The organism is Mycobacterium sp. NPDC048908, assembly GCF_043197955.1.
Taxonomy (GTDB): Bacteria; Actinomycetota; Actinomycetes; order Mycobacteriales; family Mycobacteriaceae; genus Mycobacterium.
Map to the genome: position 1 here is coordinate 449549 of NZ_JBICUE010000001.1, position 25226 is coordinate 474774.

At 65.7% G+C, this 25226-nt stretch carries 27 protein-coding genes; 13 read left to right on the top strand and 14 right to left on the bottom strand.

What is annotated here, in order from left to right:
• The first annotated feature begins 45 nt into the window (after window positions 1-45).
• Window positions 46-300: a hypothetical protein gene (locus ACGFK1_RS02215; protein WP_393424924.1), complete on the top strand. Its 255-nt coding sequence runs from the start codon at window positions 46-48 to the stop codon at window positions 298-300.
• Here the strand turns inward: ACGFK1_RS02215 and ACGFK1_RS02220 are convergent, their stop codons facing one another.
• On the bottom strand, window positions 301-954 hold the full coding sequence (locus ACGFK1_RS02220) for an amino acid-binding protein (protein WP_393424927.1): 654 nt from the start codon (window positions 952-954) through the stop codon (window positions 301-303).
• Between the two features lie 141 nt (window positions 955-1095).
• Here ACGFK1_RS02220 and gatC point away from each other — a divergent pair, with 141 nt between their 5' ends.
• From gatC to ACGFK1_RS02250, 6 genes are all read left to right on the top strand, one after another.
• Window positions 1096-1395: an Asp-tRNA(Asn)/Glu-tRNA(Gln) amidotransferase subunit GatC gene (gene gatC / locus ACGFK1_RS02225; protein WP_393424930.1), complete on the top strand. Its 300-nt coding sequence runs from the start codon at window positions 1096-1098 to the stop codon at window positions 1393-1395.
• Window positions 1392-2879 (top strand): Asp-tRNA(Asn)/Glu-tRNA(Gln) amidotransferase subunit GatA, encoded by a 1488-nt coding sequence (gene gatA, locus ACGFK1_RS02230; RefSeq protein ID WP_393424933.1) that lies wholly within the window; start codon window positions 1392-1394, stop codon window positions 2877-2879. Before gatC ends, gatA begins: the two co-directional genes overlap by 4 nt.
• A gap of 44 nt (window positions 2880-2923) precedes the next feature.
• A complete protein-coding gene (locus ACGFK1_RS02235) occupies window positions 2924-3955 on the top strand; it encodes an ATP-dependent 6-phosphofructokinase (protein WP_393424936.1) in 1032 nt (343 codons plus the stop codon).
• 98 nt (window positions 3956-4053) lie between these two features.
• Window positions 4054-5556: an Asp-tRNA(Asn)/Glu-tRNA(Gln) amidotransferase subunit GatB gene (gene gatB, locus ACGFK1_RS02240; RefSeq protein WP_393424939.1), complete on the top strand. Its 1503-nt coding sequence runs from the start codon at window positions 4054-4056 to the stop codon at window positions 5554-5556.
• Window positions 5557-5684: 128 nt separating this feature from the next.
• Window positions 5685-7193: an AAA family ATPase gene (locus tag ACGFK1_RS02245; RefSeq protein ID WP_393424942.1), complete on the top strand. Its 1509-nt coding sequence runs from the start codon at window positions 5685-5687 to the stop codon at window positions 7191-7193.
• Between the two features lie 74 nt (window positions 7194-7267).
• Window positions 7268-8824, top strand: coding sequence for a hypothetical protein (locus ACGFK1_RS02250; RefSeq protein WP_393424945.1), 1557 nt, complete (start codon window positions 7268-7270; stop codon window positions 8822-8824).
• Between the two features lie 76 nt (window positions 8825-8900).
• Here ACGFK1_RS02250 and ACGFK1_RS02255 read toward each other — a convergent pair whose 3' ends face one another.
• Window positions 8901-10022 (bottom strand): PQQ-dependent sugar dehydrogenase, encoded by a 1122-nt coding sequence (locus ACGFK1_RS02255; RefSeq protein ID WP_393424948.1) that lies wholly within the window; start codon window positions 10020-10022, stop codon window positions 8901-8903.
• Window positions 10023-10148: 126 nt separating this feature from the next.
• On the opposite strand from ACGFK1_RS02255, the gene ACGFK1_RS02260 reads away from it, so the two are divergent.
• Window positions 10149-10952 (top strand): DoxX family protein, encoded by an 804-nt coding sequence (locus ACGFK1_RS02260; protein WP_393424951.1) that lies wholly within the window; start codon window positions 10149-10151, stop codon window positions 10950-10952.
• On the opposite strand, the gene ACGFK1_RS02265 is transcribed toward ACGFK1_RS02260, so the two are convergent.
• A complete protein-coding gene (locus ACGFK1_RS02265; RefSeq protein WP_393426277.1) occupies window positions 10949-11290 on the bottom strand; it encodes a PH domain-containing protein in 342 nt (113 codons plus the stop codon). The two genes, ACGFK1_RS02260 and ACGFK1_RS02265, sit on opposite strands and share 4 nt — an antisense overlap.
• 289 nt (window positions 11291-11579) lie before the next feature.
• On the opposite strand from ACGFK1_RS02265, the gene ACGFK1_RS02270 reads away from it, so the two are divergent.
• Genes ACGFK1_RS02270 through ilvC form a run of 3 tightly spaced genes read left to right on the top strand, consistent with a single transcriptional unit; the run spans window position 11580 to window position 14997 of the window.
• Window positions 11580-13445 (top strand): acetolactate synthase large subunit, encoded by a 1866-nt coding sequence (locus ACGFK1_RS02270; protein ID WP_393424954.1) that lies wholly within the window; start codon window positions 11580-11582, stop codon window positions 13443-13445.
• Window positions 13445-13951 (top strand): acetolactate synthase small subunit, encoded by a 507-nt coding sequence (gene ilvN / locus ACGFK1_RS02275; RefSeq protein ID WP_067802166.1) that lies wholly within the window; start codon window positions 13445-13447, stop codon window positions 13949-13951. Before ACGFK1_RS02270 ends, ilvN begins: the two co-directional genes overlap by 1 nt.
• Window positions 13952-13995: 44 nt before the next feature.
• A complete protein-coding gene (gene ilvC / locus ACGFK1_RS02280; RefSeq protein WP_393426280.1) occupies window positions 13996-14997 on the top strand; it encodes a ketol-acid reductoisomerase in 1002 nt (333 codons plus the stop codon).
• Window positions 14998-15007: 10 nt separating this feature from the next.
• On the opposite strand, the gene ACGFK1_RS02285 is transcribed toward ilvC, so the two are convergent.
• Window positions 15008-15436, bottom strand: a complete 429-nt coding sequence (locus ACGFK1_RS02285) for a hypothetical protein (RefSeq protein WP_393424958.1) — start codon at window positions 15434-15436, stop codon at window positions 15008-15010.
• A gap of 101 nt (window positions 15437-15537) precedes the next feature.
• On the opposite strand from ACGFK1_RS02285, the gene ACGFK1_RS02290 reads away from it, so the two are divergent.
• Together ACGFK1_RS02290 and idi are read left to right on the top strand one after the other, a co-directional pair.
• Window positions 15538-16404, top strand: coding sequence for a MerR family transcriptional regulator (locus ACGFK1_RS02290; protein ID WP_393424961.1), 867 nt, complete (start codon window positions 15538-15540; stop codon window positions 16402-16404).
• Between the two features lie 46 nt (window positions 16405-16450).
• Window positions 16451-17041, top strand: a complete 591-nt coding sequence (idi, locus tag ACGFK1_RS02295) for an isopentenyl-diphosphate Delta-isomerase (protein ID WP_393424964.1) — start codon at window positions 16451-16453, stop codon at window positions 17039-17041.
• Here the strand turns inward: idi and ACGFK1_RS02300 are convergent.
• From ACGFK1_RS02300 to ACGFK1_RS02345, 10 genes are read right to left on the bottom strand one after another with little or no spacing between them, the layout of a single operon-like run.
• A complete protein-coding gene (locus ACGFK1_RS02300; protein WP_393424967.1) occupies window positions 16983-17312 on the bottom strand; it encodes a DUF3140 domain-containing protein in 330 nt (109 codons plus the stop codon). The two genes, idi and ACGFK1_RS02300, sit on opposite strands and share 59 nt — an antisense overlap.
• 6 nt (window positions 17313-17318) lie before the next feature.
• Window positions 17319-17531, bottom strand: a complete 213-nt coding sequence (locus ACGFK1_RS02305) for a DUF2945 domain-containing protein (RefSeq protein ID WP_393424970.1) — start codon at window positions 17529-17531, stop codon at window positions 17319-17321.
• Window positions 17532-17563: 32 nt separating this feature from the next.
• Window positions 17564-18571 carry a DUF5914 domain-containing protein gene (locus ACGFK1_RS02310; RefSeq protein ID WP_393424973.1) on the bottom strand — a complete coding sequence of 336 codons (1008 nt, stop codon included), beginning with the start codon at window positions 18569-18571 and terminating at the stop codon, window positions 17564-17566.
• Window positions 18568-20091 carry an FAD-dependent oxidoreductase gene (locus ACGFK1_RS02315; RefSeq protein WP_393424976.1) on the bottom strand — a complete coding sequence of 508 codons (1524 nt, stop codon included), beginning with the start codon at window positions 20089-20091 and terminating at the stop codon, window positions 18568-18570. Before ACGFK1_RS02315 ends, ACGFK1_RS02310 begins: the two co-directional genes overlap by 4 nt.
• Window positions 20088-20798: a class I SAM-dependent methyltransferase gene (locus ACGFK1_RS02320; protein ID WP_393424979.1), complete on the bottom strand. Its 711-nt coding sequence runs from the start codon at window positions 20796-20798 to the stop codon at window positions 20088-20090. The genes ACGFK1_RS02315 and ACGFK1_RS02320 overlap by 4 nt, the downstream gene beginning before the upstream one ends.
• A complete protein-coding gene (locus ACGFK1_RS02325; protein WP_393424982.1) occupies window positions 20795-21124 on the bottom strand; it encodes a lycopene cyclase domain-containing protein in 330 nt (109 codons plus the stop codon). Before ACGFK1_RS02325 ends, ACGFK1_RS02320 begins: the two co-directional genes overlap by 4 nt.
• Window positions 21121-21465 (bottom strand): lycopene cyclase domain-containing protein, encoded by a 345-nt coding sequence (locus ACGFK1_RS02330; RefSeq protein ID WP_393424985.1) that lies wholly within the window; start codon window positions 21463-21465, stop codon window positions 21121-21123. Before ACGFK1_RS02330 ends, ACGFK1_RS02325 begins: the two co-directional genes overlap by 4 nt.
• A 2-nt stretch (window positions 21466-21467) precedes the next feature.
• Window positions 21468-22424: a phytoene/squalene synthase family protein gene (locus tag ACGFK1_RS02335; RefSeq protein WP_393424988.1), complete on the bottom strand. Its 957-nt coding sequence runs from the start codon at window positions 22422-22424 to the stop codon at window positions 21468-21470.
• Window positions 22421-23929 carry a phytoene desaturase family protein gene (gene crtI / locus ACGFK1_RS02340; RefSeq protein ID WP_393426283.1) on the bottom strand — a complete coding sequence of 503 codons (1509 nt, stop codon included), beginning with the start codon at window positions 23927-23929 and terminating at the stop codon, window positions 22421-22423. Before crtI ends, ACGFK1_RS02335 begins: the two co-directional genes overlap by 4 nt.
• Window positions 23929-25032 carry a polyprenyl synthetase family protein gene (locus ACGFK1_RS02345; protein WP_393426286.1) on the bottom strand — a complete coding sequence of 368 codons (1104 nt, stop codon included), beginning with the start codon at window positions 25030-25032 and terminating at the stop codon, window positions 23929-23931. Before ACGFK1_RS02345 ends, crtI begins: the two co-directional genes overlap by 1 nt.
• Between the last annotated feature and the right edge of the window lie 194 nt (window positions 25033-25226).

Here is a 25226-nt window from a genome sequence, read left to right on the forward strand (position 1 = left end):
CTCACGCATCGGGAACACAGCGGACGAGTGAAAGGGAGTTGCGCAATGGGAACCTGCGATACGTGTGGCAACCACTACGACAAGGCGTTCACGGTGACCTTCCACGACGGCCGCACCGCAACGTTCGACAGCGTCGAGTGCGCCGCGGTGCAGTTGGCGCCCGAATGCCAGCATTGTGGCTGCCGGATCCTCGGCCACGGCATCGAGACACCCGATGGCATGTTCTGTTGTGCGCACTGCGCACGCAAGGACACCAACGCCGACGTCAACGACCGCTTTCCCGTGCCCGCCGGAGGGTAGCTAGCGCAGGATCGTTGCGATGATCTCGGCCAGGTAGCCGAGCCGGGCCACCTCGGACGGCCGGAAGTGCGGACCCCCCGGCCTGCCCAGCACCACTGCGGTGCGGGGGTCGCCCAGCGGCGCGGCCGCCAGTGTGGTGTCCATGTCCCGCCACAGTTGGGGCACCCACTCGTCGTTGAGCGCTTTCGCACGGTCGAGCGGCAGCCACGGTGTCTCGGCCGCCTGCGTCTCGGGCGCACTGGGGCTGCCGACGACCCGCTTCGGCCCCGTTTCGGTCAGCTCGATCACCGTGCACCAGCCGACACGCAGCACGCGGGGCGCCTCGTCGACGAGGACCTGCAACCGCTTGTGTGTCCCCTCGGCGGCGGCCACGTGATCGATCAGCTCCAGTTCGCGGTGCGCCTCGAGCAGCCCGGTGTGCGGGCGGATGGCATCGACGTAGACGCCCTTGATGTTCTCGGCCGCCGTGATCAGCATGTCTGGCATCGAACCGGCAGGCAGCTCGACCACGAGATCATCGATCGCGTACCCCGCCGACCGTTCCACGACGTCGAGGGACAGGATGTCGGCGCCTACCGAACCGAGCGCAACGGCCAGCGAGCCGAGGCTGCCCGGTCGATCCTCCAGCTGGACCCGCAGCAGATACGAAGGCACGCGCACACTGTTCCACAGCCTCGGCAGGTCAGCACTCCGGCCACTCGGCGGGCATCGTCGTCCGACGCGGCCTGTTTGTCGCACTCCTCATCTCATCGCGGCTGGGGCCGCTTGATCGTCGTCCGACTAGGCTTGCTTGTCGTGTCGCAGATCTCCCGAGACGAGGTAGCCCACCTGGCGCGCCTCGCGCGCTTGGCGCTGACCGATGACGAACTCGACAGTTATGCCGGCCAGCTCGACGCCATCCTCGGCCACGTCAGCCAGATCCAGGCCGTCGACGTGACCGGGGTGGAACCGACCGGCAACCCGCTCAAGGACGTCAACGTGTTCCGAGCCGACGTCGTCGAGCCCTGCCTGACCCAGGAGCAGGCGCTTGCGGCCGCCCCGAAGTCAGCCGAGGGTCGGTTCGCGGTGCCGCGGATTCTGGGGGAGGCTGAGTGAGCGACAACGAGCTGATCCGGCTCGACGCTGCGACGCTCGCCGCCAAGATCGCCGCGAAGGACGTGTCGTCCACCGAGGCGACCCGCGCGTGTCTCGATCAAATCGCCGAGACCGACGAGAAGTATCACGCCTTCTTGCACGTCGCTGCCGATGAGGCGTTGGGCAGGGCCGCACGCATCGATGCGGCCGTCGCGGCGGGCGAATCGCTACCGTCGGCGCTCGCCGGTGTGCCGCTGGCGCTCAAGGACGTCTTCACCACCACGAACATGCCGACCACATGCGGCTCGAAGATCCTCGAGGGCTGGACATCGCCGTACGACGCCACCGTCACCGTACGGTTGCGCGCGGCGGGCATTCCGATCCTCGGCAAGACGAACATGGACGAGTTCGCGATGGGGTCGTCCACCGAGAATTCGGCGTATGGGCCGACGCGCAATCCGTGGGATGTCCAGCGGGTGCCGGGCGGGTCGGGAGGCGGCAGCGCGGCGGCGCTGGCCGCATTCCAGGCGCCGCTGGCCATCGGGTCGGACACCGGCGGGTCGATCCGCCAGCCCGCGGCGTTGACGGCGACCGTCGGGGTGAAACCGACGTACGGCACGGTGTCGCGGTACGGCTTGATCGCGTGCGCGTCGTCGCTGGACCAGGGCGGCCCGTGTGCCCGTACCGTGCTCGACACCGCGCTGCTGCACCAGGTCATCGCCGGGCACGACGCGAAGGACTCCACGTCCGTCGAGGCGGAGGTGCCAGACGTGGTGGCCGCCGCACGGGAGGGGGCGTCCGGCGACCTCAAGGGCGTGCGGATCGGCATCGTCAAGCAACTGCGCGGTGAGGGCTACCAGGCCGGGGTGCTCGCGTCCTTCAACGCCGCGGTCGAGGTGTTGACCAAGCTGGGCGCGGAAGTCAGCGAGGTCGACTGCCCGCACATCGACTACTCGTTGGCCGCCTACTACCTGATCCTGCCGTCGGAGGTGTCGTCGAACCTGGCGCGTTTCGACGCGATGCGGTACGGGCTGCGCCTCGGCGACGACGGCACACACAGCGCCGAAGAGGTGATGGCGATGACAAGGGCCGCGGGATTCGGTCCAGAAGTCAAGCGCCGCATCATGATTGGCACGTATGCACTGTCGGCCGGCTACTACGACGCCTATTACAACCAGGCGCAGAAGGTGCGAACGCTGATCGCGCGCGACCTCGACGAGGCGTACAAGAGCGTCGACGTGTTGATCTCGCCTGCCACCCCGACCACCGCGTTCCCGCTGGGGGAGAAGGTCGACGACCCGCTCGCGATGTACCTGTTCGACCTGTGCACGTTGCCGCTGAACCTGGCGGGCCACTGCGGCATGTCGGTGCCGTCGGGCCTGTCGCCGGACGACAACCTGCCGGTGGGCTTGCAGATCATGGCACCCGCGCTCGCCGACGACCGGCTGTACCGCGTCGGCGCCGCGTATGAAGTTGCCCGCGGCCCGCTGCCAACGGCGGTCTAACAGGGGAGGATGGAGCAGACGCGAGGAGCAAGAGAGGTACCAGCATGCGGATCGGAGTTCTCACCGGCGGAGGTGACTGTCCAGGCCTGAACGCGGTCATTCGGGCGGTGGTCCGGACCTGCGATGCGCGATACGGCTCATCGGTGGTCGGCTTCCTAGACGGCTGGCGCGGCCTGCTCGAAGACCGGCGTGTCCAGCTGAAGAACGACGACCGCAACGACCGCCTGCTCGCCAAGGGTGGAACCATGCTCGGCACCGCCCGGGTGAACCCGGACAAGCTTCGCGCAGGCCTGCCCCAGATCAAGCAGACCCTCGAAGACAACGGCATCGACGTGCTCATCCCGATCGGCGGGGAAGGCACGTTGACCGCCGCGCACTGGCTGTCCGAGGAGAACGTGCCGGTGGTCGGCGTGCCGAAGACCATCGACAACGACATCGATTGCACCGATGTGACATTCGGACACGACACCGCGCTGCAGGTCGCGACCGAAGCGATCGACCGGCTGCACAGTACCGCCGAATCGCACCAGCGCGTCATGCTCGTGGAGGTGATGGGCCGCCACGCCGGGTGGATCGCGCTCAACGCCGGAATGGCCTCCGGTGCGCACATGACGTTGATTCCCGAGCAGCCGTTCGACGTCGAGGAGGTCTGCCGGCTGGTGAAACAGCGGTTCGTCCGCGGCGATTCGCACTTCATCTGTGTGGTGGCCGAAGGCGCGAAGCCGGCCGAGGGCACCATGCAGCTGCGGCAAGGCGGTATGGACGAATTCGGCCACGAGAAGTTCACCGGCGTGGCGGCGCAGTTGGCGGTCGAGGTGGAAAAGCGGATCCGCAAGGATGTCCGCGTCACCGTACTCGGCCATGTGCAACGTGGCGGCACGCCAACCGCATACGACCGCGTGCTGGCGACCCGGTTCGGCGTCAACGCCGCTGACGCCGCGCACGCGGGTGAATACGGGATGATGGTCTCGCTGCGTGGTCAGGAGATCGGCCGGGTGCCGTTGGCCGACGCGGTGCGCCAGCTGAAGCTGGTGCCGCAGTCCCGTTACGACGACGCCGCCGAGTTCTTCGGCTGAGTTCGCGGCGCGAGCAGACAGAGAATCGCATTACCACCGCGCATTGGGTGCGACGTTGCGTCTGCTCGCCGGGAAAACGGGACCACTAGGATCAAGGTATGACTGTCGCCGCTGCTGAACTGCTCGATTACGACGACGTCGTCGCACACTACGAACCGGTGCTCGGCCTCGAGGTGCACGTAGAACTGTCCACCGACACCAAGATGTTCTGCGCGTGCGCCAACAAGTTCGGCGCCGAGCCCAACACCCAGGTGTGCCCGGTCTGCCTCGGTCTGCCGGGATCGCTGCCCGTGCTCAACCAGACGGCGGTGGAGTCGGCCATCCGCATCGGGCTGGCGCTCAACTGCGAAATCGTGCCATGGTGCCGGTTCGCTAGGAAAAACTACTTCTACCCGGACATGCCGAAGAACTATCAGATCTCGCAGTACGACGAGCCGATCGCGGTCAACGGCTATCTCGAGGTCCCGCTCGACGACGGCACCACCTGGCGTGTCGAGATCGAGCGGGCCCACATGGAGGAAGACACCGGCAAGCTGACCCATCTCGGCAGCGAGACCGGCCGCATCGCGGGCGCAACGACGTCGTTGATCGACTACAACAGGTCCGGTGTGCCGCTGATCGAGATCGTCACCAAGCCGATCGAGGGCACCGGTGACCGCGCGCCCGAGATCGCTCGCGCCTACGTGACGGCGTTGCGAGACCTGTTGCGGGGCTTGGGTGTTTCAGATGTCCGGATGGACCAGGGCTCGATGCGCTGCGACTCCAACGTATCGCTCAAACCGATCGGGCAGAAAGAGTTCGGCACCCGCACCGAGACCAAGAACGTGAACTCGCTGAAAAGCGTCGAGGTGGCGGTTCGCTACGAGATGCGCCGCCAGGCAGCGGTTCTCGAGTCCGGTGGCCGGGTGGTCCAGGAGACCAGGCACTTCCACGAGGACGGCTACACTTCGCCGGGCCGCAGCAAGGAGACCGCGCAGGACTACCGCTACTTCCCGGAACCCGATCTCGAACCGGTGGCTCCGGACGCCGAACTGGTGGACCGGCTGCGTCAGTCCATCCCCGAGTTGCCGTGGCTGCAGCGCAAGCGGATTCAACAGGACTGGGGCATCTCCGACGAGGTGATGCGCGACCTGGTCAACATCGGCGCCATCGACTTGATCACCGCCACCGTCGATCACGGCGCATCGAGCGAGGCCGCCCGCGCGTGGTGGGGAAACTTCCTGGTGCAGAAGGCCAATGAGGCAGGCGTCGAACTCGATGCACTGCCGATCAGTCCCGCGCAGGTGGCCGCGGTGGTCAAGCTCGTCGATGACGGCAAGTTGTCCAACAAGCTGGCCCGGCAGGTGGTCGAGGGCGTGCTGGCCGGCGAGGGTGAGCCCGACCAGGTGATGAAGGACCGCGGGCTCGAGGTGGTGCGCGACGACTCGGCACTTCAGGGCGCGGTCGACGAGGCGCTGGCCGCCAATCCCGACGTCGCCGAGAAGATCCGCGGCGGCAAGGTGCAGGCCGCGGGCGCCATAGTCGGCGCCGTGATGAAGGCCACCAAGGGGCAGGCCGACGCCGCACGGGTGCGCGAACTGGTGCTGGCCGCCTGCAGCTGACACCGATCGGGCGGATCGCGGCCGTCGGCTGACGACCTCTGCCTACGCTTGACCCGCACTGATCTCGGAGTACGGGGAGTACATGTCAGCGTCAGCGTGCCGGAAGTGCGGTAGCGAACCTCGCGCCGGTGCCCGATTTTGTGACGCCTGCGGGCATGATTGAGGCGGTTGACAGAGAGGCCGAGCACAAACAGGTCACCGTGCTGTTCGCCGACGTGCAGCGTTCCATGGACTTGGCGGCGGCGCTGGGCCCCGAGCGTTTGAGCGAGGTGATGGGCGAGCTGTTCAACTTATGTGGTGCCGTCACCCAACGCTACGGCGGTACGGTTCAGCAGTTCACCGGCGACGGCATCATGGCGCTGTTCGGAGCTCCGATCGCTCTGGAGGACCACGCTGTTCGAGCCTGCACCGCTGCGTTGGAGATACAGAAGGAAGCGGCCAAACTCGCCGATGAACTCGCACGACGAGATCGAATGACGATCGCGATGCGGGTGGGGTTGAACTTCGGAGACGTCGTGTTCGGCCAAATCGGTTCCAGCGTAGACAATTTCACGGCATTCGGTAGCCCAGTCGGGATGGCGCAGCGAATGGAATCAGTCGCACCGGCCGGTGGCGTGATGATCAGCGAATCCACGGCGCGGCTGGTCGAATACATCGCCGTCCTCGATGATCCGTCGTTGGTCAACATCAAGAATGTGGCGCAGCCCGTCTCGGCACGCAGGCTGCGTGGAATGCTCGCCAGCCGAACCGTGGCCGGCCGACGCGAGTCGACGCTCGTCGGGCGTGACGACGATATCGCTGCGGTGACGGGGATCGTCTCCGAAACCATCGATGGCAACGGCTGTGTCCTGGCCGTCGTAGGGCAGTCCGGGATCGGCAAGAGCCGGTTCTGCAGTGAGCTGCTCAAGATCGCTCAGAGTGCCGGGATGAGAACGTTTTCCACCTCCTGCGAGTCACATACAAGTGAAATGCCTTGTCGTGCGGTGGCCCGGTTGCTTCGCCAAATATTGCAGATCGGAGATGATTCCGAGGTCAGCCGAGCGGCGTTGCGGATGCGGTTCGGTGACGCCGGTGAAGAAAATCTTCTGCTGCTCGAAGACCTGGTGGGAATCCGGGACGCAGACGCCGTCCGTCCCAACGTCTCGGCGCAGGCTCGACGACGGCGACTGGCGGCGCTGGTGGGTAGCCGGGCCATGTCGCCCGAACAGCCAACGGTCTACGTCGTCGAGGATGTGCACTGGATCGAAGCTGCCAGCGAGGCGATGATCGCCGACTTGCTGACAGAGGTATCCCTTGGCCACGCGATGGTGGTCCTTGCCTATCGCCCCGAATACCGCGGCGTGCTTACCCGACTCGCTGATTTTCGCTGTATTGCGCTTGCGCCGCTGGACGATTCAGCCGCGTGGGAGATGACGACCGAGCTACTCGGGTCTGACCCATCGGTCAGTGAGCTCGCGGCCAACATCATCGAGCGCTCAGCCGGGAATCCGTTCTACGTTCAGGTAATAGTGCGGGAGTTCGCCGAACGGAGGGTGATCGTCGGCGACCGCGGCGCATATCGCCGCCAGGTCGAGATCGCCGACATCAGTGTGCCGCCGACACTGCAAGCGACGATCGGCGCCCGCTTGACCGACTGACCCCACCCGCGAAGCGAGCCCTGCATGCCGCAGCCATCATCGGCTCTCGGTTCGCTGTCGACCTTCTTGCCACTGTGCTCGCCGACGCCGATGACTTCGGCCAGACCGAGCTGGCCGAGCTGGTGCACTCCGAGCTCATCGACCAGGTGGTGTTCACGCCCCGAGCCGAGTATGCGTTTCGCCATCCACTGGTTCGCACCGTCGCGTACGAGTCACAGCTGAAAACCGCACGCGCACAATCTCACCGCCGTCTTGCTGCCGCGCTCCAGCACCGCCAGGGGGCCGCAGATGACATCGCGGCCATCATCGCCGGGCACCTGGAAGCCGCCGGAGACACGCGCGACGCGTTCGGCTGGCATATGAGGGCGGGCAACTGGTTCACCAACCGCGACATCGGCGCCGCCAGAACGAGTTGGCAGTGGGCAAAGACGCTGGCCGACGAACTGCCCGCGGGCGACGCCGACCGGCACTGGATGCAGATCGTGCCCCGTGCGCTGCTCTGCGGGAGCACGTGGCGCGCGGGCGGCAGTGTGGCCGACACAGGTTTCGACGAGTTACGCGCGCTGTGCACTCGGCCAGAGGATCAGATCCCGCTGGCCATGGGGATGGCCGGCTACATTTCCCAGCTCGCGGTCAACGCCCGGGTGCGGGAGGCATCAGGACTTGCTTCGGAATACGTCGCGCTCATCGATGCGATCGACCAGCCCGACCTCACCGTCGGAATGCTCTACCCGGCAATCCATGCCAAGTTCGAGGCGGGCGAGATGGCCGACGTCGAACGGTTGGCTCAGCGCGTCGTCGACTTGGCGCAGGGCGATCGCACCAAAGGGAATTTCCTGACCGGTTCCCCGCTGGCATTCGCAACCGGAATGGTCGCGATCGCGAAATGCGCGCTGGGCAAACAGAAGTGGAAGGAGCGTTTCGACCAGGCGATCGAGTTCTCGCGAGTGGATCCGACCACCTACGTATCGACGGTGATGTTCAAGTACATCCTCGGCGTTCCTTACGGCGCTTCGCTGGCCGATGCGACGGCGCAGCGGGAGTCCGCCGAGGCCCTGCAGATCGCCGAACAGTGCAGTGAGGAGTTCGCCCTGCACATGGCGCATCTCACGCGCGCCATCGTGTTGTTGGCGGCAGACGGTGGTGACCGCGCGCTTGGTCTGCACCTGCTCGAGAACGTTCGTACGGCCGCCGTCGAGGAACGGTTCATGTTGGCGAAACTGCCTGCCATCGATGTGCAGATCGCCGCGGAAAGGAGGCGCGTCGGCGATCTCGACGGTGCTGTCGAAATCTCGCGGCGCGTCATCGCAGGACAGTTCGAGTCGGGTGCGGCGCTTGACCTCGGTTCGGCGACAAGCGTTTTGGTCGAGTCTCTGCTTGGGCGGGGAAGCAGCGCGGACCTGGACGACGCGCGGTCCGCGGTGGACACACTCGCCGCCGCGACCAGTCCCGGCTTCGTGCTGTACGAACTGCCCTTGTTGCGCATGCGGGCATTGGTTGCGTCGGCAGAGGGCGATATGGAGCAATACCGCAACTATGCCAATCGCCACCTGGCCACGGCGCAGGCCGCGCAATTCGAACGGCCAACTGGCACTGGCCCGGGCGATGACGCGCTAGCGGTGCCTGCGTAGTCAGCCGACCAGGTGTCTGATCCGGCGATCATCGCAGGCGCCGACACTTCCCCCGACGCCTGAAACGTGTTGTCCGTCAGGTGTTGTCGGCGTTGCTGCGCGGGAATCCGCCGCCCTGCGGGAACAACGGGAAGACGACGTCGTCGAGCTTCTCCGCATCCCCGGACGTTTTGTTCACCGTCGCGCCCCAGACGTTGCCGTCGGGTGCCAGTTGCAACGCCCAGGCGTGTCCGTGCTGATCCTGGCGGACCACTTCCGGTTCACCGGTGACCGCGCCGGTATCGGGTGCCAACCGGACGGCGACGGTCTGTTTGGTGTTGACGAGATTGACCAGCACCGTGCCGTCGAGCGCCGCGCAGCCCGCCACACCGGGCCGGTCGGGCCAGGTCCACACGGTCGAAACCTTGGAGTCCTTGGTGATCCGCTGCAGACGGTCGGCGGTCGGGGTGCGGTCAGTGATGTACAGCGCATTGTCGGAGGGGTCGATGCACATGCCACCGCCGGCGCCCATCCCCGACAGTGCGGTGGTCGGCGGCGCCGGGTTGACGGTGGTCGGTTGTTCCAGGCGCAGCACCTTGCCCGCCAGCGACGCAGGGTCGGCGGCTTGCGCGGGATTGCCCGCGTCACCGGTCTGCACCACCAGCGTCGTCGGGCTGGTGAAGATCAGCGCGCCGGTGTTACCCGTGGCTCCCTTGGGAATGCCGGTCAGGATCGGCTTGGGAATGTCGCCGTCGGCGATGCGGATGACCCGGTTGTCGGTCGGGGTGCTGACGTAGGCGTACATCAACCGGTCCTGGGAGTAGGTCGGCGACAGCGTGATGTCCATCAAGCCGCCGTCACCCGACGGGTCGACGGGAATCGTCAGCTTGACCTTGGGTTCGGCCCTGGTCGAGACCTCTTTCACGGCGCCAGTTGTCCGCTCGGCCACCAGCGCCGACTGGCTGTCAGGCAGCATGATCAGGCCGCTGGTGCTCTCCAGGCAGCCCTGCATGACGCCGGGCGCCGGGCATGCTTTCGGGAACGGCTTGGGCGGCAGCGGCGGCGGGGGAGGCGGCGAGGACGACGGGCCTGGCTTCAGTTCCGGTTCGGTGGTGAAGGGCTGCGACTGCGCTTGATCGAAGCGGGCGCATCCGGACCCGACGAGCAACGCCGCGCACAGCAGGACGATCACACCCCGCATGGGCCTGCGCTGTCTCATGCGAGCCAGGTTACGGATTGTGTGGCGCTACGCGCCACGCGCGCCCGACGACACGGCGCGAATAGGGTCGTCAAAGCGCCGCGCCAATCCTCCATTCCGGGGGGACGAGCCATTACCCTGGCAGGCGTGACCAGTCAACCTGATCCGCACACGTGGCAGCGCCCGGCGTCTGCAAGCCTGGTCGACCCCGAAGACGATCTTCCGTCGTCGAACTACGCCGGTGATTTCGAGACCACCGCGATCCCGCGATACGACTCGGCCAAGTCGCCGACCGGCGAGCCGTTCGGCCTGATCAGCGACCCGGAACCATTGCCGTATGTGCAGCCGGCCGGCAGACATTCCCTCGGGCCCTATGGCGCCGAACCCGTCGAGATCGAACCCGATGCCGGGGACCGCGCCCGCGACCGCCGCGGCACTCAGGATCTCGGCCTCCTTGTCATGCGCGTGGCGATCGGCGCCATGTTCATCGGCCACGGACTACAGAAAGCGTTCGGACTGTGGGGCGGACCGGGCTTCGACGGTCTCGAACAACAACTCGCTGACAGCGGCTTCAAGTACGCCGACATCCTCACTTACGTGGCGACCGGCGGTCAGATCGCCGCCGGTGTGCTTCTGGTGCTCGGACTGTTCACCCCGGTGGCGGCCGCAGGCGCGCTTGCGTACCTGGTGACGGGCGTCCTGGCAGACGCGATGACCGCCCACGAAGAAGCCAGGTTGGGGTCGTTCCTCACCGACGGCCATGAGTTCAAGATCGTCCTGCTCGCGGTGGTCGCCGCGATCATCCTGATCGGCCCCGGCCGATACGGTTTCGACGCCGGCCGCGGGTGGGCGCGCCGCCCGTTCATCGGCTCGTTCGTCGCGCTGCTGCTCGGCATCGGCGGCGGTATCGCCGTGTGGGTGCTGCTCAACGGCGGCAACCCCCTGGGCTAGCCGTACGGGTTGGGTACCCTTCCGCCGCTGGCCTCGGTCAACAGCGGCAGTGTCGAGAAGGTCACCGCGGGCAGCCTCAATTCGTCGCCGTCCTTCAATTGGGCGTAGGCCCAGGAACCCTTGCCGAACCGCAGCCCTGCAATGTCATCCCAGGGGATGGTTCGGCTGTCCAGCAACGTGCGGACGGTGACGGCGTCGCGGTCGGCCGTGGTGCGGTAGCGGGCGATGACCATCGACAGGCTGATCGGGATGAGCAGCAGCAGCGCCAACCACGATGGTCCGGCGAGCACCACAGCCAGCAAGCCGAGCGCCAGAAAACCGACGGCGAAGTGCGCCATCGGCGAGATCCGGATGACGACCGCGGCGGAGGGTGAGCTCACGCTGTCATGATTGCATGTGGGCAATTTGACCAGTGACCAGTGCGGAGGCTACCGTCGACGGTTATGCAGACTCCGGCAATGCTCGTAGTAATTGGGAAGCGCGTTGATGCCGCGCTCGCCCTCTGCCGGGCATAGCAACCAGCATCGACGCGCGACCCTCGTACAGCGACCCAGCTGACGGGGGTTTTTTCTTGCCCCAACACCGATTTGAGACCCTAGAGACGACGACGGAGATGACGAGGACACCGTGAGCGCACCCACCACGCGACCGCCGGAGCAGACCAACGGGGGTCACCCCATGGCTGCTGCCGCCAAGCCAGCGCCGAAGGCAGCCCCTGCGCAACCGAAACGCGTTGCGCCGCATCAACTCACCGGTGCGCAAGCCGTGATCCGGTCACTCGAGGAACTCGACGTCGACGTGATCTTCGGCATTCCCGGCGGCGCCGTGTTGCCGGTCTACGACCCGCTTTTCGACTCGCAGAAGCTGCGTCACGTGCTGGTCCGCCACGAACAGGGCGCCGGCCACGCGGCCAGTGGATACGCGCACGCGACCGGCAAGGTCGGTGTCTGCATGGCGACGTCGGGCCCCGGCGCCACCAACCTGGTCACCCCGTTGGCCGACGCGCACATGGACTCGATCCCGATGGTCGCCATCACCGGCCAGGTCGGTCGGGGGCTGATCGGCACCGACGCGTTCCAGGAAGCCGACATCTCCGGCATCACGATGCCGGTCACCAAGCACAACTTCCTGGTGCGCAACGGCGACGACATCCCACGGGCGATCGCCGAAGCCTTCCACATCGCCTCCTCGGGCAGGCCGGGGCCGGTGCTCGTCGACATCCCGAAGGATGTGCTGCAGGGTCAGTGCACCTTCAGTTGGCCGCCGCAGATGGACCTGCCCGGCTACAAACCGAACACCAAACCGCACAACCGCCAGATCCGCGAGGCCGCCAAGCTGATCGCGGCGGCCCGCAAGCCGGTGCTCTACGTCGGCGGCGGCGTGATCCGGGGCGAGGCCACCGAGGAACTGCTGAACCTGGCCGAATTGACCGGCATCCCCGTGGTCACCACGTTGATGGCCCGCGGCGCCTTCCCCGACAGTCATCCGCAGCACATGGGCATGCCGGGCATGCACGGCTCGGTTGGTGCGGTGGCCGCGTTGCAGCGAAGCGACCTGCTGATCGCGCTCGGCACCCGCTTCGACGACCGCGTGACCGGCAAGTTGGATTCCTTCGCTCCCGAGGCCAAGGTGATCCACGCCGACATCGACCCGGCCGAGATCGGTAAGAACCGGCACGCCGACGTTCCGATCGTTGGCGACGTCAAGGCCGTCATCACAGATCTGGTCGAGGCCCTACGCAAGGACGGCACCATCGGTTCGATCAACATCGACACCTGGTGGGAGTACCTGCGCGGGGTTCAGGCGACGTATCCGTTGAGCTACGGGCCGCAGAGCGACGGCAGCCTTTCGCCGGAGTACGTCATCGAAACACTGGGCAGGATGGCAGGACCCGATGCCGTGTACGTCGCGGGCGTTGGACAGCATCAGATGTGGGCCGCCCAGTTCATCAAATACGAGAACCCCAAGACGTGGCTCAATTCCGGAGGGCTCGGCACCATGGGCTTCGCCGTTCCCGCTGCGATGGGCGCCAAGTTCGGCCGCCCAGAGGCCGAGGTGTGGGCGATCGACGGCGACGGCTGCTTCCAGATGACCAACCAGGAATTGGCCACCTGCGCCGTGGAGGGCGCGCCGATCAAGGTGGCCATCATCAACAACGGCAATCTGGGCATGGTGCGCCAGTGGCAGACGCTGTTCTACGAGGAGCGGTACAGCCAAACCGATCTCGCCACGCATTCGCATCGCATCCCGGATTTCGTGATGTTGGCCGAGGCGCTGGGATGTGTCGGATTGCGTTGTGAGCGTGCCGAAGACGTCGAGGACGTGATCAGGCAGGCCCGCGAGATCAATGACCGTCCCGTGGTGATCGACTTCATCGTCGGCGCCGACGCCCAGGTGTGGCCGATGGTGGCCGCAGGGACCAGCAACGACGAAATCCAGGCCGCACGCGGCATCCGCCCGCTGTTCGACGACCCCGAAGAAGGACACGCCTGATGACCACCAAGACGCACACGCTGTCGGTGCTCGTCGAGGACAAACCCGGCGTGCTGGCCAGAGTCGCGTCGTTGTTCTCGCGACGCGGCTACAACATCCAGTCACTTGCGGTCGGGGCGACCGAGCAGAAAGACATGTCCCGGATGACCATCGTGGTCAACGTCGAGGACTCGCCGCTCGAGCAGATCACCAAGCAGTTGAACAAGCTGATCAACGTGATCAAGATCGTCGAGCAGGAGCCCGACAACTCGGTCGACAGGGAATTGGCCCTGATCAAGGTGCGCGCCGATGCCACCACGCGCAGCCAGGTCATCGAGGCAGTGAATCTTTTCCGTGCCAAGGTCGTTGATGTGTCTACGGAGTCGTTGACCATCGAGGCCACCGGCACCCCCGAGAAGCTGGAGGCGTTGCTGCGGGTACTGGAGCCATATGGCATCCGTGAGCTCGTGCAGTCCGGCGTGGTCTCGTTGTCGCGCGGCCCGCGCGGTATCGGGACCGTCAAGTAAGCCCCAAATCAGTTCGAAGATAAGGAAGTTCAGTGGCAGTTGAGATGTTCTATGACGACGATGCGGACCTGTCGATCATCCAGGGACGCAAGGTCGGCGTCATCGGCTACGGTAGCCAGGGCCATGCGCATTCGCTTTCGCTGCGTGACTCCGGCGTACAGGTGAAGGTCGGCCTCAAGGAGGGCTCGAAGTCTCGGGACAAGGTCACCGAGCAGGGCCTCGAGGTCGATACGCCCGCCGAGGTTGCCAAGTGGGCCGACGTCATCATGCTGCTCGCGCCTGACACCGCGCAGGCGGAGATCTTCAAAAACGACATCGAGCCGAATCTGGAAGACGGCAATGCGCTGTTCTTCGGTCACGGGCTGAACATCCACTTCAATCTGATCAAGCCGCCCGCCAACGTCACCGTCGGCATGGTCGCCCCGAAGGGGCCGGGCCACCTGGTGCGCCGTCAGTTCGTCGATGGCAAGGGCGTCCCCTGCCTGATCGCGGTCGACCAGGACCCCAAGGGTGAGGGCCAGGCGCTTGCCCTGTCCTACGCCAAGGGCATCGGTGGTACGCGCGCCGGTGTGATCAAGACCGACTTCAAGGAAGAAACCGAAACCGACCTGTTCGGCGAGCAGGCCGTGTTGTGCGGCGGCACCGAAGAATTGGTCAAGGCCGGTTTCGACATCATGGTCGAGGCGGGTTACGCACCCGAGATGGCCTACTTCGAGGTGCTGCACGAGCTCAAGCTGATCGTCGACTTGATGTACGAGGGCGGCATCGCCAGGATGAACTACTCCGTTTCTGACACCGCGGAATTCGGTGGCTACATCTCCGGCCCACGCGTCATCGACGAGGGCACCAAGGAGCGGATGCGCGGCATCCTCAGAGACATTCAGGATGGCAGCTTCGTAAAGCGACTCGTCGCCAATGTTGAAGGTGGCAACAAGGAACTCGAGGGGCTGCGCAAGCAGAACGCCGAGCACCCGATCGAGGTGACCGGCAAGAAGCTGCGCGACCTGATGAGCTGGGTCGACAGGCCGATCACCGAGACCGCATAGCGATTTCGCACTAGGGGCGGCGTTCGTGGCCCGCTTTGCCGTGGCTGCGGCGCCGCTCCTTCATCTCCGCTTCGAAGATGTGCCTGCGACCCTTCTGTAATTCGTCGCGCACTCGACGCTCATTGTCCCGGAACACCGACCAGTAGCTGTCGTCGAAGTCCTCGACGATCTGAAACGTCCAGCGGCCGTACAGGACGTTGCGGCCAACCACCTCGTCCTCCAGTCGATCGGCGACGTCACGGTGCCCGGCCTCGCGCAGCATGTCACAGGCCTCGCCCAGCATCAGGTCGGCGTGGCCCATCAATTGGTGGAACGAGTACAGTTCACCGCGTGCGCGCTCGACGCACTCCAATGCCTCGGATACCTTCCCCACCGCTTCCACGGTTGCGTCGTCCAGCCCGTCAGGACGGCTGTGCTTGTCATCCACCGATGCGCTCATGCGGTCAGGAGTACCCCGTCGGACAAAAATATTGCATCGTTCGTGCATTGGATGGTCACATCGGGCTATTCGGGACTTATCCTGTCGGAGTTGGAGAAGCTGTGAGCCAGAGACCGAAACGCAAGGGCGGCCGCGCGCACGACGATGCGGAGCTGCCTCGGTACACCGTTGGTGCGGTGGCCGACCGCGTCGGCGTGCCGGTCCCGACGCTGCGCAGCTGGAATCTGCGCTACGGCGTCGGCCCGGCGGGTCACAGTCCAGGCCGTCACCGGTTGTACAGCGAAGCCGACATCGCCGTTGTCGAGCGCATGCGTGAAATGATTGACGCGGGCGCAAATCCCGGGAGCGCGGCCCGCGCAGCATTGGACGCGGTGGTGCCGGCCGGGCCGGACGCGGCGTCGTTGATCACGTGCGCCTTCAATCTCGACGTCGTGGGCGCGGGCCGACAGTTGGATCGATACCTGCGGCACTTCGGCGTGGTCGACACCTGGGAGCAACTCGTCCGGCCGGCGTTCGCTGCGGTCGAAGCGCGGCAGTTCGAAGGAGAAGGGTGCATCGACGTCGAGCACGCGTTGTCATGGACGGTCTCACGATCACTTCAGCGGTTGCCCATCGTTCCGGATGAAAACCCTTCAATCATCTTGGCCTGCACGGAAAACGAAACTCACACCTTGGCGCTCGAGGCGTTACGCGCCGCGCTCGGCGATCGCGGTCGTGGTGCGCTGATGCTCGGCGCCGACGTGCCGAGCGCGGCGGTCATCGACGCCGTTGAGCGTCATCGTGAGACGGTGACGGTGGTGTTGTGGTCGCAGACGACGCGAACCGCTCACATGGCGACGGTGAAGGCTGTCATCGGAGCGGACGCCCTGCTGATGGTGGGGGGCCCAGGCTGGGCGTCCGCGAGACTGCCGAAACAGGCGGTACGACTCGACAGCCTGGCTACCGCCGTTGACTATCTGACAGCATAACTAGATTGCATCGATTACGCATCGGCTTATCGGGTATAACTGCTGGGTGTCTTTGACATCTTTGTGCACCGATGATGAGCAGGTAGTGCTGGTCGACGAGGATGGTCGGGCGATCGGCGCCGCCGCCAAAGCCGCTGTTCACCATCACGAGACCCCTTTGCATCTGGCGTTTTCGTGCTATGTGTTCGGCCGGGACGGACGCGTGTTGCTGACCAGGCGTGCACTCGGCAAACGGACGTGGCCAGGGGTGTGGACGAATTCGTTCTGCGGCCATCCCTCGCCGGGGGAGAGCCCTGCTGAGGCGGTACATCGGCGCGGCCGACAGGAGCTCGGGCTGTCGCTGTATTCGGTGGAATGCGCGTTGCCCGATTTCCGGTACCGGGCCGTCGCGGCCGATGGCACGGTGGAAAACGAGATATGCCCGGTCTTCTGCGCACGTGCCGACGGGCCCGTGCGCCCGGTGCCCGATGAGGTGATAGAGCACCGCTGGGTGTCGTGGAACGACCTGCGCTCAGCGGCGGAATTGCCGTGGACCATCAGTCCGTGGGCGGTCCAGCAGATTCCGCTGCTGACGCCGTCTACTTACATGGATCGTGGCCCCAGTTCATCAACGAGTAGCGCCACGCCGACCCGCTGACGTCACCCGACGGTCGTTGTGCCAGGTGTCGATGCGCGTAACCGATGACCTTCCGCATGTGTGCGTAGTCGTCCTCGGTGAGGTCGGACTTGCGCGCCCTCAACAATTCGATGATTCGCCGACCGCTGGCGTGGCCGGTCGATTCGCTACTGCCGGACTTCTGCCCAACCGTCTTGGATTCGTCGGTGGCAAGCCATTTCTCGAGTTCCGCCGCGGTCATGTTGACGGTGTCGCTGAAATCCTGGTAAGTCGTGGCGTTGTCGTCGGACACCGCGCCCTACTTGGCTCGCCGTAGTGCGTCGGGCTTGTGCACAGCGTCGCGACCGCTCTTGTCGCTACGCACCCGGTACTGCGGCTCCTCCTTGGATGCGCGCACCGAGCGACCGGCGCTCTCGGTGTCAGAGGTGATCTTCTCTTCGACGGTTCCGGTGACGATGCTGCCGTGGCTGCGCCATTGCACCTTGTCGCCCTTCTTCAAATTTTCGCTCATGATGGCGGTGTACCCAACGACGCGAAAACGATTCACGTGCGGGCGCGTAGATGGAAAAGCCGCTCCGCGTAGTCGAGATCGTCGCGCCACAACCGGCCGGCCGCACGCCGCATCAGAGGTGCGATCAGCGGCGCGGCGTGCAATGCATGCGCGAAACCGGGTCGGTCCGAATGTGCGATCACTGCCTCCAGTACGGCGGTTCGTGGCAGCCCGTCGGTACCCAAACCCAAAGGTGTGGCATGGGTTTCCACCACACTGCCCGACCCCTCGCCGTCGATGATGCGCATCACGATGGTGCGCGGTTGCGGGCTGGTGAATTCGGCGATGACCGGAACGCCCAGCCTTCCGATCCGGAACGTGACGGCGACCAGGAAGCGATCGAGGTCCTCGGGGACATCGTCGCCCGGTGGCGGGCTGCTGAGCACCTCCAGCCGTGTGAATGAGTAAGGGTGGAACCACGATCCGTGCCACGGATCCATGCGGTTGGCGATGATGTCGCTGGGCTCGCAGGTGCCGACCAGGCGGGTAACGGCGTGGATGCGGGCACCTTCGGGCCGCGGCGGCACCACCGGTGCGTCGGTGGGCTCTTCGCCGCCGACGTCATCGAGTCGCACCCACACCAGCACGCCGTCGTCGTGCGACGGGCGGGGTCGCCATCCGAATCGGCGTCCGCCGTCGAGTCGCAGGCCGTGCCACGGGCAGATCAATGCGCCGCAGTCGATCTTTCCCGTGCTGAGATCCGCGCCGAGATGCGGACATTCGCTCGGGCCCACGTGTAACGTGCCGTCCTCGCCGCGCCAGGCGACGAGGTCTTTGCCTGCGACCGTGAGGCTGACGGGGTGCCTGCCAATTCGGTCGCTGTCGGCCACTGCGTACCAATTGCCGCTCGGTCGCCGTTGTGAGCGTCGCAGCGCAGAAGTGATGATTGCGGGTTCAGCGTCGCGATACGTGGGTCGTTGTTGCGACCACCGCATCCGGGGCAATACGTCGAAGGGCGCCGTTTTCGCCCACCGCGCCGCGATCCCGTCCGCGATGTTCATTGCAGCACTCGCCTTTCCCGATCGGCCAGGCGTCGCAGCGCGGCCGACCGACCCCGCACCGGCACCGTCTGTATGTCGTGGCCCATCACGCCGAACCGCTTCAACAGTTCGTTGGCTGCGGTCCATCCAGTGGTCGCAGCCCGTTCCATCAGTGCCACCGGCAAGTCGATCCGGACGCCGTCGCCTGCCAGCATCAGCCCGTCCTGCGGTGTGGTAACGGTCGGACGGTTGGCGAAGTCGCCGGGTGCAAAGCGGGGGCAATCGTTGCGGTACAGCGTCTTTTCGTCCACGATGTGCGCCTGTTCGGTTTCCGGATAGATTTCGTGCAGCCGGGTGAGTAGCCGTTCGCGAAGGCCGTCATGTGAAGTCGTTGCGTAGGAATGTAATTCGATGACCGAGCCGCCCGTGCGGCGTGTCCATTCGGCAGCTTGCCGCTCGTAGCGTTCCAAGACGCTGACGTTGTCCAGCGGCGGCCGCCCGCCGGTGCCGAGGAACGCAGGTCTGTCGGGGCGCACCGCGCGATCAAGCCAGAGTCGGTGCACCACGAACGGTGCGGCAGTTTGCAGGGCAGCGACGCGCCGTCGCCATGTGTCATCGCCCAGGCTGGGCGAATTCGCGACAATACGTTGCAAGCTCGCCGTATCGGTCGCCAGCACCACGCCGTCGGCATCATGGGCTCGTGCAGAGTCGGACTCGACCGAGAATCGGCTGCCTGCGTGCACGGCGGTCACCGATTGGCCGGTATGGAACCGCACGCCGAGGGAGCTCAAATAGTCCTTGAGCGGGTTCCACAATGCGACGTCGAAGTTGTCGTTCGCGACATCGAACACCAAGCCCTCGCTGGAACCGAGGAAATAGATGTGAAACATCGTCGCGAGTTCCGCAGCGGACAGGTCGCGCGGTTCGGCGAAGAAGCTGCGGGAGAACACCTCGAAGGCCAGGTGCCGCGCGGCTTCTGGGAAGTTGATGGCGCGTAGGAACGACTCGGCATCGATGTGGTCGAGCCGGTGGTAGGTGTCGGGCACGGACACGGCGGCCAGCGGCGCAGCGGCACGAGCGTTGAGCCGAGCCATGTCCCGAAGCCGGAAGGTCGGACTGCGCAGGGCGAAGGCGAGCGCGTTGAACGGCGGTGTCTGCGGGAGGCCGCGGAAGGTGTCACGCCTGCCGTACGCGTCGATCAACGGGTAGTCGTCGACCGGGGTCAGAATTTTCAATGCAGGGTCGACGCGCCGCAATAGGGAACGCAGATTGTAATACTGGCGGAAGAACGCGTGAAATCCCCGGTTCATCGCGCCAGAAGTACCGTCGGACAGCGGTTCTGCCCATCCGCCGACGCGCCCGCCCAGATAGCTTTCCCGCTCGATGACCTCGACGATGACACCGCGTTCGGCTAGTCCTGTTGCGGCTGCGAGACCGGCTATTCCCGCGCCGACCACCACAACGCGCGGTGTCTCGGCCAGCGAATCCGCGTCGGGTAGTCCGTGATGCGTTCGGTGTGTCACCGCGCGGGGATCGGTCATTGTGGCGCTTCGGCAAGGAACGTGTGCACGATGTTGCGTTGCCAACCCGGCATCGTTTGACTGCGCACGTTGACGAATCCGTTGGCTCGCAACCGGTTGCGGAACGCAATTGCGCCGTCGAATTCGTTGACGCTGCGGCGCAGATATCGGTAGAGGGCACCGTCGCCGGTACGCAACCGGCCGCTCGGGATGATGATCGCGGTGCACACCGCGTTCCAGATCGCAGCGGCGATCCGCGAATCACGCACCGAATACTCATGGATTGCCAGCGTGGCGCCGGGCCGCAGCAGCGAACCGAACGAGCGCAACTGGGCGTCCCGGTCGGCGACATTGCGGATCAGGTAGGCGGCGAAGATGGCATCGAAAGGGCCGACCACACCGGCGTCGGTGAGCTGTTCGATGCGGCTGTGCACGAAACGCACTGATTCGGGCCACTTCTTCGACCTCGCTTGAGCCAGCATGCCCGTCGAACCGTCGACGGCGACGATCTGGGCATGTGGCGCCGCGGCGAGCAGAGCGGCAGTGGAAGCGCCGGTGCCGCAACCGGCGTCGAGCAAGCGCAACCCGCGGCCGCCGTCCGGTATCCGCATCCGCTCAGCGGAGATACGAAGGTGCGCGTGGTAGCCGGGGTTGGCTCCCACCAGCTTGTCGTAGCTTGCCGCGCCGGCGTCGAACGCGCCCGGCACATCGCTGTGGGTCAGACTCATCGTGCGTCCTTCCGGCGCTGGCGTCTGCGTTGGTGCTCCCAGAGCAGCAGCACTGCGGTGACCATCGCCCAGCCAAACAGAAAATCCTCGACGGGGATGTCGAACGGAAATCGCAACCCGCTGGTGTGGCGGTCGGAGTAGATGACGATCGGTGCGGACAATTTGGTCAGCCAGCCGTCGACGAGGATCTGGAAACCGACGACGATCACCATCGAGACCCAGTACGCCGCGCGGCGGAACAACCCGGTGCGCAACACGGTGAATTCGGCGGCGCACACCGCTCCGACCGCCAGCAGGGCCGGCAACGTGTAGCCCAAGCCGGTCACGGTACGTGCTCCTCGAGTCGCTCGGGCTGTCGAACCCAGCGCAGGATCGTGTCAACTGCGTTGTACGTGAGCAGTCCGCAGAGAGGTATCACCACGAAGAAGAGAAGTTCCTCAATCGGCAAGGACGCAGGCAACTCGATGCCCGTGACGTACTGCGGGTTATACGTCCAGACGTGGGCCGCGATGGCGATTGCGTCCCACAGCACGAATATCGCCGTGATGGGCAGGACGGCCCCGGCCAGACGCCGCGGTTGTCGGTAGACGCCTGGACCGAAGAACTCCAGCGGAGCCGTTATCGCCAGACACGCTGCCAACACGAGCAGGTACTGCCAACGGTCCATCACTACGTCCCTGACGCCCTCGGTGCGCGCAGTCCGGCCGACCATGCCTTGGCCAACCCGTTGGCGGCGACTCGAATTCGCCTGCCTGTGCCGACGGTGGCCCGCTGGCTGAAGACGGCGAAGTCGAGGTCTTCGATGCGGTCGAGTATCTCCGAGTACAGCGTCAGTGCCGCGGCAATGCACGGACGTGAGCGAGGCTTGAGCATCAAAATGCCCTTCTTCGCGAAATCGTAGACGCGTCGTGTTTCAGCGTGCTGCTCGACGAGCGCCTGACGCACCCGCTTGTCGGTGCTTTGATTCCAGTGGCACCACATCAACACGTCACGGTCGACCTGGTGAGCCGCAAGCTCGTCAGCGGGCAGATAGACGCGCCCGCGTTGCAAATCCTCGTCGACATCGCGGAGGAAGTTGGTCAGCTGGAACGCCTTGCCGAGCGCTGCGGCGTACGGCGCGGCTTCCTCGCGTTGGCAGACGGTCCCGAGAACCGGAAGCATCTGCAGCCCGATCACCTCGGCTGAGCCGTACATGTAACGGTTCAGGGCATTGCGGTCGGGATAGTCGGTCACCGTCAGATCCATCCGCATCGAGGCGAGGAAATCGTCGAACAGGCCCCACGGTATGTCGTACTTGTGGGCCGTGTGTACCACCGCGGCCAGTGCGGGGTCACCGTCGGTGGTGTCGTCCTGGACCAACCGATTGAACAGCTGCGTGGTCAGCTGCTGCAGCCGATCCGCTCGCTCGGCGACCGGCACAGACGGGTCGAAATCGTCGAGGATGTCGTCGGCCCGCCTGGCGAATCCGTACAGGGCGTGCACCGCGGGCCGTTGATGCGGAGCAAGCAATCTGGTCGCCAGGAAGAACGTCCTGCCGTGCTCGGCATTCAGGGTGCGGCAGCGCCGGTAGGCGTCGCGCAGCTCTGGATCACGGACTCCCGCGGCGTCGAGTTCGGAACTGATCATGTCTGTACCACCTGTGCTGGCCGGTGTCGACTGACGACGCCGGTGATTCGGTCGGCAGCCAGCCGCCCGGAGATGAGAGCTGTCGGCACCCCGACACCGGGCACCGTCGAAGAACCCGCGAGCACCACGTTGTCGATGCCGCGGATGGTGTTGGCCGGCCGGAACGGCCCGGTCTGGCCGAAGGTGTGCGCCAGCGCGAACGGGGTACCGGCCGCCATGCCTTGCTGCGCCCAGCCGTCAGGGTCGACGACATGCAACAGCTCGGCATCGACACCAAGTTGCGGCAGCCTGCGGGCGGCTATCTGTAGGATCTGCTCCGCATACGCCTCGCCTGCGGTATCCCAATCCACCTTGCCGACAGCCGTATTGGGTGCCGGCGCCAGAATGTAGAGCAGATCGCGGCCCGCGGGAGCCAGTCCGGGGTCGCCCGCGGTGGGCCTGGTCACCAGCAACGAGGGGTCGCCCATCAAACGTCCCTCGTCGATGATGTCGCGGAAGGTCTGTCGCCATGCGTCGCCGAAAACGATGGTGTGGTGTCCGATGTCGGCGCCGGTGGCTCGACAGCCGACGTGCGCGACAACTGCAGAGGGCGCCGGCCGCAGCGGCAGCAGGCGGCGCGGCGTCCGGCCCAGCAGCCGATATGTCTGGGGCAGTTCGGTTGTCAGCACGACCGCGTCGACGGCTATTCGATCGCCCGCGTCGGTGCACACCGTGGTGACCCGGCCCTGGCTGTGTTCCAGTGCGGAAACCGTTGCGCCGTAGCGGATATCGACGCCAGCGTCGGTAGCCGCGGCGGCCAGCGCATCGGGGAGCGCTCGCACGCCGCCGCGCGGGAAGTACACCCCAGAGACGGTGTCCATGTATGCGATCACGGCGTACACGGCCAACGCTCGCTGCGGCGGGACACCGGCGTAGAGCGCTTGGAACGTGAACACGCGCAGCAGTCGCTCGTCGGTGATGAACCGTCGCACCATTCGGTCCCAGCGCCTGAACCCGCCGATCGCGGCGAGCCGAGCCAACTGCGGAGTGAGCAGCGACAGCGGCGAGTCGAAATTCGCCGCGATGAATCCGTCGAACTCGGTGCGGTACAGCCGCGCCAGCCATGCCCGCAATCGCAGATAGCCCTCGGCTTGTTGGCGCCCTGCGAAGCGTTCGATCTCCGCGGCCATGGCGTCGCGGTCGGCATGGACGTCCAACGCGCTGCCGTCGGCGAACGTCGCGCGGTAGGCGGGCTCGACGGGGATGAGATCGAGCCGGTCTGAGGTGGTCTCGCCGACGGCGGCGAACACGTCGTCGATGATGTCCGGCATCGTCAACACCGTGGGTCCGGTGTCGAGGCGGTAGCCGTCGATGTCGAGGCGGCCGACTCTGCCGCCAGGATAGGGGTGTCGTTCGACGATGGTGACCGCGCGACCGCGCCCGGCGAGATGCAGTGCGGCGGACAGCCCGGACAGCCCCGCACCGACCACCACCACCCGATTGGTCCTGCCCCCGACCGTGCGCATCAGGCTGCCCGCTCGGCGCATGCGGCGGCCATATCGGCAAGTGCTGCCCGAACCGCCATATCGATCTGCCGGGTGTCGATCCACTGCAGCGCCCGATCGATCCGCGAATCGATCTGCTGCTCAACCCAATCCAACGCTCCGGACGCCGCGATCAACGAGCGCCACCGCCGAACATCGTTGTCGTCGAGTGCTTCTGCGCTCATCAGCTCGCACAGTTGGCGGCGGGTACCCGCGTCGGCGAGGTGATGAGCCGCGACCACGACGCTGGTGGCTTTCTGCTCCGCGAGATCCCCGCCTGCGGGCTTGCCGGTGACCGTCGAAACGCCGAAGATGCCCAACACGTCGTCGCGCAGCTGAAACGCCTCGCCGACCGCATCGCCGTAGTGTCCGAGCACCGTCACTACCCACGAACTGCAGCCCGACAGTGCGGCGCCGATTTCCAGTGGCCGACGCACGGTGTAGTTACCCGACTTGCGTCGCGAGACGTCGAGAACGTGCGAGAGTGTCGGAAACGCACTGCTGTGGTTGATGAGGTCGGCGAACTGGCCGACCGCGAGCTCGGTGCGCATCGCGTCGTAATGCGGCCACACCCGTGAGAGCGCGTCCTGGCCGAGGCCGCTTTCGCGGAGCATCTGCTCCGCCCAGACCAGGCACAGATCGCCGAGCAGCACGGCCGCTGATTCGCCGAACCGCGCCGAGGACCCAGCCAATTGCCGCGCGCGGTGCCAGTGTGCGAACAAGACGTGTGCTGTCGGGCGTCCGCGTCGCAGGGTGGAGCAGTCCATCACGTCGTCCTGCAACAACGCGAAGGCGTGCAACAACTCGAAGCTGGCCGCCGCGCGCAGCGCCGCGTCGTCTTCGGCGGCACCGCACAGCCAGCCCAGGTAAGCGAACGTCGAGCGCAGGCACTTACCCCCTCGCACGAAGTCCTGCAGCACGTCCGCGGCGACGTCGATGCCCGCCTGGCCTAGTTCGGTGGCGCACCGGTCGTCGACGAAGTCGCCGACTGCGGCGAGCACGTCGACGCGCAGTTGATTGCGCCAATCGGTGGTGTGCGTTCCGAGGTGGATTTCTTGCCGCGGTGCTGTCGGCGCAAAGTCCAGCACTTCACCCTGCGCGGAACCTTCATTCCCGCCCAACGAGCCTCCTTCGACACCCCGCGGTTGAACTACCCGCCTGCGGGCAAACCAATCGGGCTATGGCTTGCATACCCAATTTCTACCGGATCATTGCATCGATTATGCATCGATACGTCGACCCGGGGCGCGGCTTCGACTGACGGACGGGTGCCGGTGTG